The organism is Streptomyces sp. NPDC002476 (genome assembly GCF_042889785.1).
In the GTDB taxonomy this organism is placed as follows: domain Bacteria; phylum Actinomycetota; class Actinomycetes; order Streptomycetales; family Streptomycetaceae; genus Streptomyces.
Genome location: NZ_JBIARH010000018.1, coordinates 14,474 through 28,521 on the forward strand (window position 1 = coordinate 14,474; position 14,048 = coordinate 28,521).

Genomic DNA, 14,048 nt, shown 5'->3' on the forward strand with positions numbered 1-14,048 from the left:
TCGGGGTGTCCCGCGCGGTCACGGGGCGGCCCGCGCGGACAGGTCGGGGGCGACCGGGACGTGTCCCGGTGCGGCCTTCAGGGTGAGCACCATGGTGAGCCCTCCGCCGGGGGTGTCCTCGGCGCCCAGTGTGCCGCCCATGGACTCGACGAACCCGCGGGCGACGGCCAGCCCCAGTCCCACACCCGCACCGCGCGGGGCGTCACCGTAGCGCTGGAACGGCTCGAAGATGCGGTCCTTGGCGTCGTCGGGGACGCCGGGTCCGCGATCGGCCACCCGCAGCTCGACGCGTTCGCCGAGCGCACTGGCGGCCACGGTGACGCGTTGCCCGTCCGGGCTGTACTTGACGGCGTTCTCGACGATGTTGGCGACGGCCCGTTCCAGCAGCCCGGGATCGACGTCGACCATCGGCAGGGTCTCCGGGATGTCCAGGTCCACACTGCCCTCGGGGACGCCGCCGAGCGCCATCGGCACCACCTCGTCGAGGTCGATCTCGCGGATCAGCGGGGTGACGGTGCCCGTCTGCAGCCGGGACATGTCGAGGAGGTTGCCGACGAGGTGGTCGAGCCGGTCGGCCCCGTTCTCGATGCCCTCCAGCAGTTCGGCCTCGTCCTCGTCGGACCAGGCGACGTCGTCGGAGCGCAGCGAGCTGACGGCCGCCTTGATGGCGGCCAGCGGGGTACGCAGGTCGTGGCTGACGGCGGCGAGGAGCGCCGTCCTGATCCGGTTCCCCTCGGCGAGCCGCCGCGCCTCCTCCGCCTCGTCGACCAGGCGCTGCCGTTCCAGCACGACGGCGGCCTGGGCGGCGAACGCGCCGAGCACCCGGCGGTCCTCGGCAGGCAGCACCCGGCCGGAGAGCGCGAGCGCCATGTGGTCACCGACGGGCATGTCCACGTCGGCATCCTCCGGCCTGGCCACCGGCCCCGGCCCGACGCTCCCGGCGCAGGTCCACGGGTCGACGTCGCTGCGCCGCTCCAGCAGCGCGACGGACTCCATGGCGAACGTCTCGCGCACCCGCTCCAGGAGCGCGTCCAGGCTGGTCTCGCCGCGCAGCACACTGCCGGCCAGGAAGGAGAGGATCTCCGACTCGGCGCGCAGCCGGGCCGCCTGATGGGTGCGGCGGGCCGCCAGATCGACGACCGAGGCGACCGAGACCGCGACCGCGAAGAAGATCACGATGGCGACGATGTTCTCCGGGTCCTGCACGGTCAGCGTGTGGGTGGGCGGTGTGAACCAGTAGTTCAGCAGCAGCGAGCCGACGGCGGCCGACGCGAGGGCGGGCCGCAGCCCGCCGAGCAGGGCCGCGAGGACCGTCATGAAGAGGAACAGCAGGACGTCGTTGGCGAGCCCGGGGCCGTTGCCCAGTTCGTGCAGCAGCAGGGTGAGCAGGACCGGGCCGCCCACGCCGACCAGCCAGCCCCAGATGCTGCGGACCCGGCCCAGCCGGGCGCCGCGGGCGATGGGCAGCCCGCGGCCCTTGGCGACCTCGTCGTGGGTGACGATGTGGACGTCGAGGTCGGGGCCGGAGTCGCGGGCGACGGTGGCGCCCACGCCCGGTCCGTAGATGTACTGCCACGTCTTGCGGCGGCTGGAGCCCAGGACGATCTGTGTGGCGTTCACCCCGCGGGCGAATTCGAGCAGTGCCGACGGGATGTCGTCGCCGACGACATGGTGGAAGGTGCCGCCGAGGTCCTCGACGAGGGTGCGCTGGACGGTGAGTTCCTTGGGCGAGGCGGAGGTCAGTCCGTCGCTGCGGGCGATGTAGACGGCGAGGATCTCGCTGCCGGAGCCCTTGGCCGCCATCCGGACGGCGCGGCGGATGAGCGTACGGCCCTCGGGGCCGCCGGTGAGTCCGACGACGATGCGTTCACGGGCCTGCCAGGTGGTGCGGATGTTGTGCTCGCCGCGGTACTGCTGGAGGTATTCGTCGACCCGGTCGGCGACCCAGAGGAGGGCCAGCTCGCGCAGGGCGGTCAGGTTGCCGGGGCGGAAGTAGTTGGACAGGGACGCGTCGATCCGGTCCGGCTTGTAGATGTTGCCGTGGGCCATCCGGCGGCGCAGGGCCTGGGGCGACATGTCGACGAGCTCGATCTGGTCGGCCCTGCGGACGACCTCGTCGGGAACGGTCTCGCGCTGCCGTACCCCGGTTATCGACTCGACGACGTCACCGAGCGACTCCAGGTGCTGGATGTTGACGGTGGAGATCACGTCTGTGCCGGCCTTCAGGAGTTCCTCGACGTCCTGCCAGCGCTTGGCGTTGCGGGAGCCCGGCACGTTGGTGTGCGCCAGTTCGTCCACCAGGGCCACGGCCGGGGCGCGCTCCAGTACCGCGTCGATGTCCATCTCCGTGAAGAGGGCGGAGCGGTACTCGATCTCGCGGCGCCGGACCTGCTCCAGACCGTGCAGCATCACCTCGGTGCGCGGGCGGTCGTGGTGCTCCACGAAGGCGACGACACAGTCGGTGCCCCGCTCCACGCGGCGGTGTGCCTCGGAGAGCATCGCGTACGTCTTGCCGACGCCGGGTGCCGCGCCCAGGTAGATCCGAAGTTTGCCGCGTGCCATGGCCCCATTGTCTTCTCGAAACCCGGCTGCGGCCGATGCGGCAGCCATCTCGAAAACTACCCCTCCGATTCCCGGCGAATAGGGCAGGGGGTGGGGCTGGGGGCCGAATTGACAGGATTCTGACGCCGCGCACCACGTTGCCCCGGCCTCATCGCCCCGCACCGCGACGCCCCGCCGCCCGCTGCCCCGCCGCCTCCGCGGCGGATTCCCTCATCGGGGCGAAACCACTGCCCGACGGCTTCCCGACAACTTCCTGACAACGGGCGGCCAGCCTTGCCGGGGTCAGCCGGTCCACCGGCCTCCGGTTCGCCGGAGCTCTGCTCCGCCGGATCTCCGGGGCGAGGCCGCCACCGCCGTTCTCGACGGGCAAGGCCGCCACCCCGTCCTCGAAAGGTACGTATGACGACACGCAAGGGCCGTCCCGGCCCCACCGCCGCCCGAGCCCTCATGATGTCCCTGGCCCTGGCCCTGGCCGCGGTCCCCGCCACATCAGCCGCCGCCCGGCCCCTGGGGCCCGTCTCCCCCGCCGCCTCGCAGGCCCTCACCCCCGCGCAGGCCCCCGCCTCCTCGCGGACGCCCGCCGCCGCCCCGACGCCCGCCGCCCCGACCGTCACCGAGCAGCAGGTGATGCCGCATCTGCGTGCCCTGCAACGCATCGCCGACCGCAACGGCGGCAACCGCGCACACGGTACGAAGGGGTACGCCGAGTCCGTGGCGTACGTGAAGCGCGCCCTGGACCGGGCGGGCTTCCGCACCACACTGGTCCCCTTCACCCATGCCGGCACCACCGGCCACAATCTGATCGCCGACTGGCCGGGCGGCGATCCGGACCACGTGCTGCTGACCGGCGCCCACCTGGACAGCGTGCCGGAGGGACCGGGGATCAACGACAACGGGTCCGGGTCGGCCGCGGTCCTGGCCACCGCTCTCCAGGTAGCCGAGTCCGGGCTGAAACCTCAGCGGCATCTCCGGTTCGCCTGGTGGGGCGCCGAGGAGCCGGGGCTGATCGGTTCGCAGGCCTACGTCAGCAGGCTCTCCGAGGCCGACCGCCGCAGCATCGACGTCTACCTCAACTTCGACCAGGCGGGCAGCAGGAACACCGACCAGTGGCTCGTGGTCCACGACGACGAACGCGGCGAGACCGAGGCCCAGCAGGCGTTCGAGGCGTGGTTCGCCGAACGGAAGATCCCCACGTTCGACATCGGGGTCGGCGGCTCGGACCACGAGTCGTTCGGAAACGCGGGCATCCCGTCGTCCGGCTTCAGCACCGGCATCTCGGACTGCATCCATGAGGCGTGCGACAACCTCGCCAACGTCGATCCGAAGACGGAGACGACCAGCACCAACGCCATCGCCGGCGTGGTGTGGAAGCTCGCCGCCACCCCTCCCCGGAACTGACCGGCCGCTCGAAGGAATCGAGACATGCGCAGACCGCCGAACCACCCCCGCAGGACCACCACCGCCCTCGCCGCCGCCGTGGTGAGCGCCGTCGTGCTCACCGCCGTCCCCGCCTCGGCCGCCACCGGCGGTCCGGGCGTCGGCGACCCGTACTTCCCCGACGACGGCAACCCCGGCTACGACGTCTCCCACTACGACGTCCGGATCGGCTACGACCCGGCACGCACCGACCGGCTCGACGGCGACACCACCGTCACCGCCCGCGCCCTGACCGGCCTGGACCGGTTCGGCCTGGACCTCAAGGGCTTCACCGTGGCGTCGGTCGCCGTGAACGGCACCCCTGCGAAGGAGTTCTCCCGGGCCGGCGCCCACAAACTCGTCATCACCCCGGCCCGCCCGGTCGCGAAGGGCTCGACGTTCACGGTCCGGGTGAGGTACGCGGGCAAGCCCGACGCCGAGGGCTGGCACACCCTGAAGAGCGGCGGCGCGTACGTGGCGGGCGAACCGCACTCCGCGACCTCCTGGTACCCCGCGAACGACCATCCGTCCGACAAGGCGACCTTCGCCCTCACCGCGACGGTGCCCGACGGCTGGACGGTCGTCGGCAACGGCCTGCCGGGCCCGGAGAGCGTCAAGGACGGCAGAAGGACCTTCCGCTGGTCCGAGGACAAGCCGATGGTCACGTACGCCAGCACGGTCGCCATCGACCGGTTCACCGTCCACCGGGGGAAGACCGCCGCGGGGACGCCCGTCATCACGGCCTACAGCCCGGAATACGTCATCGACCCGGATACGGAGGCGGAGCAGACGGAGATTCTGGACTTCCTGACGGCGAAGTTCGGCCCGTACCCCTTCTCCTCGGCGGGTGCCATCGTCGTCGGCGCCGAGAAGGAACCCAGCGACGGATCCAACGCCCTGGAGACGCAGAGCCGCCCCACATACGGCGCGATGCCCTTCGACGCCTCGATGGTCCACGAGAACACCCACCAGTGGTTCGGCGACAGCGTCTCGTTCAAGGACTGGCGGGACGGCTGCCTCGCGGAGTGCTTCGCCCAGTACGCCGGGCAGTTGTGGGAGGAGCACAAGGGCGCCGACCTTGACGCGGGCTTCTACCGGTCCGAGGTGGAGGACTACCGCGACGACCCGTCGTTCTGGTCCGTCCGGCTCTACGACCCGGGCCCGGGAAGGGAGCTGGACGGGGCGCTGTACTTCAAGGGTTCGCTGATGCTGCACGCCCTGCGCCGCACGGTGGGCGACGAGGCGTTCTTCCGCACGCTGCGGACCTGGACCCACGACCACGCCTACGGCAATGCCTCGTTCCGGCAGTTCGAGGCGCTGGCGGCGAAGGTCTCGGGCCAGGACCTCCGGGGCTTCTTCTCGGCCTGGGTCGACGGCACCGTGATCCCCGCGGAGCGGTACCTCTACCCGGGCAGCCTCGCCGGACCGGCCGCACGGCACTGAACCAGCCGCACGGCACCGGACCGGCCGGGTACGCCGGAGCGGGCGGGGGCTGCGTCGTCGGGGAGGAGACGACGCGGCCCCCCTCTCCCTCTCAGCGGTCGTTCACCAACTGCCGGAGAGAGATGTTGAGTTGGAGGACGTTGACCGTCGGTTCCCCGGCGATGCCGAGAATCCTGCCCTCCGTGTTCCGCTCGACCAGCCTCTTCACCTCGGCGACGGGGAGGTGGTTGCGCTCGGCCACGCGCCGCACCTGGAGCTGGGCGTACGCCGGGGAGATGGCCGGGTCGAGGCCGGAGCCCGAGGAGGTGACCGCGTCGGGCGGCACGTCGGCGGGGTCGACGGGGTGGCCGGGGACCGAGTTGTCCCTGACGACGGCCGCCTTGGCGGCCTTCACCTGCTCGACGAGCTTCTCGTTGTCGCCGGCCAGGTTGGTCGCGCCGGAGACGAGCAGCCGGTACTGGGTGTTGACGCTGTTGGTGCCGAGGCCGGCGGACGGACGCGGCTGGAACCATCGCAGGTCCGGGGCCGCCGCGGCCTGTCCCTTCTTCAGCGGCAGGTCATAACGCTGTCCGATGAGCTCGGAGCCGACGACCCTGCCGTTCTCGGTGATCTCGGATCCGTTGGCCTGATGGGGGAAGACGCCCTGGGCGATGCCCGTCACGGCGAGCGGATAGAGCACACCGCAGACGACTGTGAGGACCAGCAGGGCGCGCAGCCCGGCCCAGAGCAGCCGGGCGGTGTTCGCTACGGATTCGTTCATGGCAGCTCAGCCGATTCCTGATTTCGGTTGGGTCCGGGAGAGGGAACCCGTCCCGGGGGACGACGGCTCGGTCCGACCCGGACGAGGGCTCAGTGCAGCCCGGGAATGAGGGAGATGATCATGTCGATGGCCTTGATGCCGAGGAACGGGGCGACCAGGCCGCCGAGGCCGTAGACCCCGAGATTGCGGCGGAGCATCGAGTCGGCGCTGCTGGGCCGGTAGCGCACGCCCCGCAGGGCGAGCGGGACCAGCGCGACGATGATCAGCGCGTTGAAGACGACCGCCGAGAGGATCGCGGACTGCGGCGAGGACAGCTGCATGATGTTGAGCTTGTCCAGGCCCGGATAGACCGCAGCGAACATCGCCGGGATGATCGCGAAGTACTTCGCGATGTCGTTGGCGATGGAGAACGTCGTCAGCGCGCCGCGAGTGATGAGCAGCTGCTTGCCGATCTCCACGATCTCGATCAGCTTCGTCGGGTTGGAGTCCAGGTCCACCATGTTCCCGGCCTCCTTCGCGGCCGAGGTGCCGGTGTTCATGGCCACGCCGACGTCCGCCTGGGCCAGCGCCGGGGCGTCGTTCGTGCCGTCGCCCGTCATCGCGACGAGCTTGCCGCCGGACTGCTCCCGCCTGATGAGGGCCATCTTGTCCTCGGGCGTGGCCTCGGCGAGGAAGTCGTCGACGCCCGCCTCCTCGGCGATGGCCCGTGCGGTCAGCGGGTTGTCGCCGGTGATCATGACGGTGCGGATGCCCATCCGGCGCAGTTCGTCGAACCGTTCCCGCATGCCCTCCTTGACGACGTCCTTGAGGTGGATGACGCCCAGGACGCGGGCGCCCTTCTCGTCCTCCAGCGCCACCAGCAGCGGGGTGCCGCCGGCCTCGGAGATCTTGTCGGTGAGCTCCCGCGCTTCCGGGGAGACGGTGCCGCCGCGTGCCTCGACCCAGCCGACGACGGAACCGGTCGCGCCCTTGCGGACGCTGCGTCCGTCGATGTCCACGCCGGACATGCGGGTCTGGGCGGTGAACGGGACCCAGGTGGCCTGTCGCAGTTCGCCGTGGTGGCGCTCGCGCAGGCCGTACTTCTCCTTGGCGAGCACGACGACCGAGCGCCCCTCGGGCGTCTCGTCGGCCAGTGAGGACAGCTGGGCGGCGTCGGCCACCTCGGCTGCCGTCGTGCCCTTGACGGGGACGAACTCGGACGCCTGCCGGTTGCCGAGGGTGATCGTTCCGGTCTTGTCGAGCAGCAGGGTCGAGACGTCTCCGGCGGCCTCGACGGCACGCCCCGACATGGCGAGCACGTTGCGCTGCACGAGTCGGTCCATGCCGGCGATGCCGATCGCTGAGAGCAGCGCGCCGATGGTCGTCGGGATGAGGCAGACCAGCAGCGCGGTCAGCACGATGATCGACTGCTCACGGCCTGCGTGGGCCGCGAACGGCTGGAGAGTGACGACGGCGAGCAGGAAGACGATGGTGAGGGACGCGAGCAGGATGTTCAGCGCGATCTCGTTGGGCGTCTTCTGCCGGGCGGCCCCCTCGACCAGGGCGATCATCCGGTCGATGAAGGTCTCGCCGGGCCTGGTGGTGATCTTGATGACGATGCGGTCGGAGAGCACCTTGGTACCCCCGGTGACGGCGCTGCGGTCGCCGCCCGACTCCCGGATCACCGGTGCGGACTCGCCCGTGATGGCGGATTCGTCGACGCTCGCGACACCCTCGACGACGTCACCGTCGCCGGGGATGATGTCGCCCGCCTCGCAGACCACCAGGTCGCCGATGTGCAGGTCCGTGCCCGGCACCCGCTCCTCGCCGTGGTCGGTGACGCGCCGGGCGACGGTGTCGGTCTTCGCCTTGCGCAGGGTGTCCGCCTGCGCCTTGCCGCGCCCCTCCGCGACCGCCTCCGCCAGATTGGCGAAGATCGTGGTCAGCCAGAGCCAGGCCGCGATCGCCCAGCCGAACCAGTCGCCCGGGTCCAGGCAGGCCAGCACGGTGGTGAACACCGAACCGACCAGCACCACGAACATCACCGGGGACTTGGCCATCGACCGCGGGTCGAGCTTGCGCACGGCGTCCGGGAGCGAGGTGAGCAGCTGCCGGGGGTCGAAGAGTCCCCCGCCGACGCGTCCTTCGCCCGTGCGGCCCGTGGGCGTGTCCCGGTGCGGTGCCCGGGCCGGAGTGACATGGGACATCGGGTCCTCTTGCTTCGTACGGGAGTTCATGACGCCAGCCCTTCGGCCAGCGGTCCCAGCGCCAGGGCCGGGAAGTAGGTCAGCGCGGTGACGATCAGGACCGTGCCGACCAGCAGACCGCTGAAGAGCGGCCGGTGCGTGGCGAGGGTTCCCGCGGTCGCCGGTACGGGCTGCTGCCCGGCGAGGGAGCCGGCGAGCGCGAGGACGAAGACCATCGGCAGGAACCGGCCGAGCAGCATCGCGAGGCCGATCGTCGTGTTGAACCACTGCGTGTCCGCGTTCAGCCCGGCGAACGCCGAACCGTTGTTGTTGGCGCCCGAGGTGTACGCGTACAACACCTCGGAGAACCCGTGCGCGCCGGGGTTCAGGATCGAGTGGGGCGGCGTGGGCAGGGCGAGGGCCAGGGCGGTGAAGCAGAGCACCAGGGTCGGGGTGATCAGGATGTAGCAGGCGGCGAGCTTCATCTCGCGGGTGCCGATCTTCTTGCCGAGGTACTCCGGTGTGCGGCCGACCATCAGCCCCGCGATGAACACCGCGATGATCGCCATGATCAGCATGCCGTAGAGACCGGACCCGACACCGCCGGGCGCGACCTCGCCCAGCTGCATGCCCAGCAGCGTGATCCCGCCGCCGAAGCCGGTGTACGAGGAGTGGAAGGAGTTCACCGCGCCGGTGGACGTGAGCGTCGTGGCGACGGCGAAGACCGACGACCCGGCGATGCCGAACCGGGTCTCCTTGCCCTCCATCGCGCCCCCCGCGATGTCGAACGCGGGCCCGTGGTGGGCAAATTCGGTCCACATCATCAGGGCGGTGAAGCCCAGCCAGATGGCACCCATCGCCCCGAGGATCGCGTAGCCCTGCTTGGGCGAACCGACCATCCGGCCGAACGTCCGGGTCAGCGCGAACGGGATGACCAGAATCAGGAAGATCTCGAACAGGTTGGACAGTCCGTTGGGGTTCTCGAACGGGTGGGCCGCGTTGGCGTTGAAGTAGCCGCCGCCGTTCGTGCCCAGCTCCTTGATGACCTCCTGCGAGGCCACCGCGCCACCGCGCCACTGCTGCGAGCCGCCCAGGAACTGGCCGGCCTCGTGGACGCCGGAGAAGTTCTGCACGGCGCCGCAGGCGACCAGCACCAGCGCCCCGACCACGGAGATCGGAAGCAGGATGCGTACGGTGCCGCGCACCAGGTCGGCCCAGAAGTTGCCGAGTTCGCCGGTGCGGGACCTGGCGAAGCCGCGAACCAGGGCGACCGCGACGGCGATGCCGACGGCCGCCGAGACGAAGTTCTGCACCGCGAGGCCGCCGGTCTGGACGACGTGGCCCATGGCCTGTTCGCCCGCGTACGACTGCCAGTTGGTGTTCGCGACGAACGACGCGGCGGTGTTGAACGCCTGGTCGGGGTCGATCGAGGCGAAGCCGAGCGATCCGGGCAGACTGCCCTGGAGCCGCTGGAGGAGGTAGAGGAAGAGGACACTCACCGCGGAGAAGGCGAGCACACCGCGCAGATAGGCGGGCCAGCGCATCTCGGTGTCCGGGTTGGCGCCGATGGCCTTGTAGATCCACTTCTCGACCCGGAGGTGTTTCCGGGAGGAGTAGACGCGGGCCATGTGGTCGCCCAGGGGGCGGTACACCAGGCCCAGCGCCACGACGAGCGCGAGGACCTGGAGCGCTCCGGCGAGGACGGGGCTCATATCGGGCTCAGAACCTCTCCGGGTACAGAAGGGCGAGGACGAGATAGCCCAGCAGGGCGACGGCCACGACGAGTCCGACGACGTTCTCGGCGGTCACAGCCTGGCCACCCCCTTGGCGACGAGGGCCACCAGCGCGAACACCGCGATCGTGGTGACGACGAAGGCCAGATCAGCCATCGTGTGCTCCTGGATGAGGTACGGGTTTTTCTGACCTCCTGAGCAAACCCGGCATCGGCGCCGTTCCGAGGTGCGTTGATGGCTTCCTTACGGCGTTCGGGTGGCCTTTGACGGAGCACATACGTGCCTCATACGCGCCCCCTACGCACGCCTCTCGCGCGCCCTCCGGGCCCGACTCGCGCCCCGCCTCACACGTATCCCGCCGCCTCACGCGTCCCGCGCCCCCGGCTCTCTCCCCAACGCGAAGAGGCCGGTGGGCCGCACCCTCTCCGCAAAGGGGGTACGGCCCACCGGCCCCGGGTCGATCCGGCACGGGCCGCGGCCCGTGCCGCCGTGCCCCGTCGCCGAGTCCGCTCAGCGCACCTCGGTGATCTCCGGGCCGCGCTGGAGCTGGCCCATGCCGCCGGAGAACCGGGAGCTCTCCTGGTCCTCCTGCTGGACGCCCTCGGGCACCATCTGGGCATCGTCGGGAAGCTTGAGGACGATCGGGTCCCGGGGCGCCATCGGGCCGTCGCCGCGGACGACCACGGTGTCCCGGAAGATCGTCTCCAGCAGCCCGGCGGCCTCCGGCTGCACGGCACCCTGACCGGAGATCACTCCGCGCAGGAACCAGCGCGGGCCGTCGACACCGACGAAGCGCACCAGCTGCGCGCCGCTCGTGCCGTCCGGGAGCTGTACGGGGACCTGGGCGCGCAGCTCCCAGCCCAGCGGCCCCTCGACCTCGTCGATGATCCCGCCCTGCTGGGTGATGCCCGTGGCGATCTCCTCACGGACCTCGCCCCAGATGCCCTCCTTCTTGGGGGCGGCGAACGCCTGGAGCTGGACGGCGCTGTCGCGCAGCACCACCGTCGCGGCGACGATCGCGTCGCCGGCCACCTCGACGCGCAGCTCCATGCCCTCGACGCCGGGCACGAACATGCCGCCCAGATCGACCCGGCCCTCACCGGGCTGGGAGACCTCGGTGACGTCCCACGGCCCGTCCGGTCGCGGCGCCGGCGGGAGATTCACCCGGCGCGGGCCGCCGTCGGCCGCGCCGGTGCCATCGTGCTCGTCGACGACCTGCTCGGCCTCGCGCGCTTCGTCCGCCACGTCCTCGGCGGAACCACTCTTCTTGCGACGTCCGAACACGTCACTGTCCTTCCCGGTCGGGTACGACCGAAGCGTAGCTGTTCCGGCCCTGGATGATCCCGTCCCCGACACCATCGGCTCCGGCGGAGGCATGGCCTCCGGTGGATCCGAAGCCTCCCTCGCCGCGGGCCGAACCCGGAAGCTCGGCCACCTCGTGGAAGCGCACCTTCTCGACCTGCTGCACGACCAGCTGGGCAATCCGGTCGAAACGCTCGAACCGCACGGGCTCGCGGGGGTCGAGATTGATGACGATCACCTTGATCTCTCCACGGTACCCGGCATCGACCGTCCCCGGAGCATTCACGAGGGCGACTCCGCAGCGCGCGGCGAGACCGGAGCGCGGGTGCACGAACGCGGCGTATCCGTCGGGCAACGCGATCGACACTCCGGTGGGCAGCACCGCCCGCTCGCCCGGGGCGAGTTCGGCGGACTCGGCGGTCACCAGGTCGACCCCGCCGTCCCCGGGGTGTCCATAGGCCGGAATCGGCACCTCCGGGTCGAGGCGGCGGATCAGGACGTCCACGGGCCGTCGCATCAGGGGTTCACCTCGAAGGCACGGGCGCGCCGGACCTGGTCCGGGTCGGCCATGGCGGCGCGGATCTCGGCCGGACGGCCGTTCTCGATGAAGTGGTCGACCTTCACCTCGATGAAGAGGGCCTCGGCGCGGACCGCGACCGGTCCGTCCGGGCCGCCTATCCGTCCCGTCGCCCGCGAGTAGATCTTCCGGCCGTGCACCGCGGTGACCTCGGCGTCGAGGTGCAGCACGGTGTCCACCGGCACCGGGCGCACGAAGTCGGTCTCCAGCCGCCCGGTCACCGCGATCACCCGCAGCAGCCAGTTCAGCGAGCCCAGCGTCTCGTCCAGTGCGGTGGTCAGGACACCTCCGTGCGCCAGCCCCGGGGCGCCCTGGTGAGCGGCCTGCACGGTGAACTCGGCGGTGACGCTCACGCCCTCACCGGCCCTCGCCTGGAGGTGCAGCCCGTGCGGCTGTGCCCCACCGCAGCCGAAACAGTGTTCGTAGTGCGCGCCGAGGAGTTCGCCGGGGGCCGGGGCCTCGGGGTGCCGTACCGGTTCCACCGCGTCGGCGGGGGGATTCAGAGCCGCAGATGTTCCACTCACAGGCGCAGACCTTACCCGCGCGGCCGATGCCGGGGCGCACCGTGCCAAGCTTGGGTGCATGCAGCCTTCCGCCCCGCCTTTCGACGAACGCCTCACCGCGCCCCGCTCGTGGTGGCTCATCGCCTTCCTGATCGGCATCGCCTGCGCACTGATGCTGCTGCCGCTCGGCACCGTGCCCCTGCTGGCCGGTCTGGCGGGCGGCAGCGTGCTGTCGGCGATCGCGGTGAGTTCGTACGGCTCGGCCAGGATCCGGGTGGTGGCCGGTGCCCTGGTGGCCGGGGACGCACGGATCCCGGTCTCGGCGCTGGGCGAGGCCGAGGTGCTGGACGGCGAGGAGGCGCGCGCCTGGCGCTCGTACAAGGCCGACACCCGTGCCTTCATGCTGTTGCGCAGCTACATCCCGACGGCGGTCCGGGTGGAGGTCACCGACCCGCAGGACCCGACTCCGTACGTCTACCTCTCGACCCGGGAACCACAGGCGCTGGTCGCCGCCCTCGGCTCGGCGCGTTCCTGATCAGGGGCTCCCGCGTCGGCGGCCCGCGCGGGGTTGTGTCCGGGGCTTCGACGTTCTCCGGGCCCGCGGATCAGTTCTCCGGGTCCTTCCGCGGCCCCTTGCGCGGGCCGCGCGCCCGTCCCAGGGGCGGCAGCTCCGGCAGCCGGTCCCAGGGGACCTGGCGCTCGCGCAGGTCTTTCCTGATCTTGTCGGCGAGCTTCCGGGTGTCGCGCCGGTTCATCACCGCGCCGACGGCGGCGCCGACCAGGAACGGGATCAGGTTCGGCAGATCGCGCGTCATGCGCTTCGTGATCTGCCGGCGCAGTTCGCGCTTCATCCGGCCGCCCAGCGCCGCGTTGATCGTCGTGGGTTGCGCGACGTCGATGCCGCGCTCCTCCGTCCAGGACATGAGGTAGGCGGTGGACCGCTGGGTGAGCCCGCCCGGCGGGCGCAGCCCGTAGACCTCGTAGAGTTCCGCGACGAGCTTCAGCTCGATCGCGGCCACGCCGGTGATCTCCGCCGTCAGTTCGGTGAGCATCGCGGGCGGCACGGGCATCATGGCCGCCGCGCCGATACCGGCGCCGACGGTGGCGCTCGCCCTGCTCGCGCCCGAGACGAGCTTGTCGGCAAGGTCCTCGGGCCCGAGGCCCGGGAACTGCTTGCGCAGCGTCGCGAGGTCGCGCACGGGGATGCGGGGAGCGGACTCGATGATCAGGTCGGCGATATGGCCGATCGCGACCCTGGCAGCCTCCCCGCCCTTGCGCACACCCCGTTTCACCGAGCTCGGACGGCCCCCTGCGGTCCGGGGCCCCGTCCTGTCGAGCTGTCCGGCCCCGTGGGCCGGGCCGGCTCCTTCATGTCTCCCTTGCGCGGTCACCGCTTCGAGTGCCGCGGCTGCTTCGAGCGAGGCCGACCGGCCTCGCTCGTCGTACCGCTCGCCCGGGGAGGGCGACAGGGCGGACCGCCCGGCAGGCGTCACCACGCCTTTCGCCGGGCCTGTTCCGCCCTGGTCCGCCTCCGACGACTTCTTGCGCCGCAGGCGTCGCCTCCGGAACGGTTTGTCGCCTGTCACG

12 protein-coding genes are annotated in these 14,048 nt (G+C 71.2%); 3 read left to right on the forward strand and 9 right to left on the reverse strand.

From position 1 onward, the window contains the following. Positions 1-18 precede the first annotated feature (18 nt). On the reverse strand, positions 19-2,562 hold the full coding sequence (locus tag ACFYXM_RS21010; RefSeq protein WP_389291293.1) for a DUF4118 domain-containing protein: 2,544 nt from the start codon (positions 2,560-2,562) through the stop codon (positions 19-21). Positions 2,563-3,012: 450 nt separating this feature from the next. Between ACFYXM_RS21010 and ACFYXM_RS21015 the strand changes: the two genes are divergently transcribed. Both ACFYXM_RS21015 and ACFYXM_RS21020 read left to right on the forward strand, forming a co-directional pair. Beyond that, positions 3,013-3,960: a M20/M25/M40 family metallo-hydrolase gene (locus tag ACFYXM_RS21015; protein WP_389291465.1), complete on the forward strand. Its 948-nt coding sequence runs from the start codon at positions 3,013-3,015 to the stop codon at positions 3,958-3,960. Positions 3,961-3,984: 24 nt separating this feature from the next. After that, the gene (locus ACFYXM_RS21020; protein ID WP_389291295.1) at positions 3,985-5,421 is read left to right on the forward strand and encodes a M1 family metallopeptidase; all 1,437 of its coding nucleotides are present in this window, start codon (positions 3,985-3,987) and stop codon (positions 5,419-5,421) included. A gap of 91 nt (positions 5,422-5,512) precedes the next feature. Here ACFYXM_RS21020 and ACFYXM_RS21025 read toward each other — a convergent pair whose 3' ends face one another. From ACFYXM_RS21025 to ACFYXM_RS21055, 7 genes are all read right to left on the reverse strand, one after another. After that, positions 5,513-6,181, reverse strand: a complete 669-nt coding sequence (locus ACFYXM_RS21025; RefSeq protein ID WP_389291297.1) for a potassium-transporting ATPase subunit C — start codon at positions 6,179-6,181, stop codon at positions 5,513-5,515. A gap of 89 nt (positions 6,182-6,270) precedes the next feature. After that, a complete protein-coding gene (gene kdpB, locus ACFYXM_RS21030; protein ID WP_389291298.1) occupies positions 6,271-8,397 on the reverse strand; it encodes a potassium-transporting ATPase subunit KdpB in 2,127 nt (708 codons plus the stop codon). After that, entirely contained in the window at positions 8,394-10,058 is a 1,665-nt protein-coding gene (gene kdpA / locus ACFYXM_RS21035) for a potassium-transporting ATPase subunit KdpA (RefSeq protein ID WP_389291300.1), read from the reverse strand. The genes kdpB and kdpA overlap by 4 nt, the downstream gene beginning before the upstream one ends. Positions 10,059-10,065: 7 nt before the next feature. Further along, complete coding sequence (kdpF, locus tag ACFYXM_RS21040; RefSeq protein ID WP_037777601.1) at positions 10,066-10,155, reverse strand: K(+)-transporting ATPase subunit F; 90 nt, start codon at positions 10,153-10,155, stop codon at positions 10,066-10,068. 434 nt (positions 10,156-10,589) lie between these two features. Next, positions 10,590-11,363 (reverse strand): DUF3710 domain-containing protein, encoded by a 774-nt coding sequence (locus ACFYXM_RS21045; protein WP_389291302.1) that lies wholly within the window; start codon positions 11,361-11,363, stop codon positions 10,590-10,592. A 1-nt stretch (position 11,364) separates the two neighbouring features. Beyond that, positions 11,365-11,898: a dUTP diphosphatase gene (dut, locus tag ACFYXM_RS21050; protein WP_389291304.1), complete on the reverse strand. Its 534-nt coding sequence runs from the start codon at positions 11,896-11,898 to the stop codon at positions 11,365-11,367. Further along, a complete protein-coding gene (locus tag ACFYXM_RS21055; protein WP_389291306.1) occupies positions 11,898-12,482 on the reverse strand; it encodes a PaaI family thioesterase in 585 nt (194 codons plus the stop codon). Before ACFYXM_RS21055 ends, dut begins: the two co-directional genes overlap by 1 nt. 58 nt (positions 12,483-12,540) lie before the next feature. Here ACFYXM_RS21055 and ACFYXM_RS21060 point away from each other — a divergent pair, with 58 nt between their 5' ends. Continuing rightward, positions 12,541-12,996: a DUF3093 domain-containing protein gene (locus ACFYXM_RS21060; protein WP_389291308.1), complete on the forward strand. Its 456-nt coding sequence runs from the start codon at positions 12,541-12,543 to the stop codon at positions 12,994-12,996. A gap of 70 nt (positions 12,997-13,066) precedes the next feature. Here the strand turns inward: ACFYXM_RS21060 and ACFYXM_RS21065 are convergent, their stop codons facing one another. After that, a complete protein-coding gene (locus tag ACFYXM_RS21065; RefSeq protein WP_389291309.1) occupies positions 13,067-14,047 on the reverse strand; it encodes a hypothetical protein in 981 nt (326 codons plus the stop codon). Between the last annotated feature and the right edge of the window lies 1 nt (position 14,048).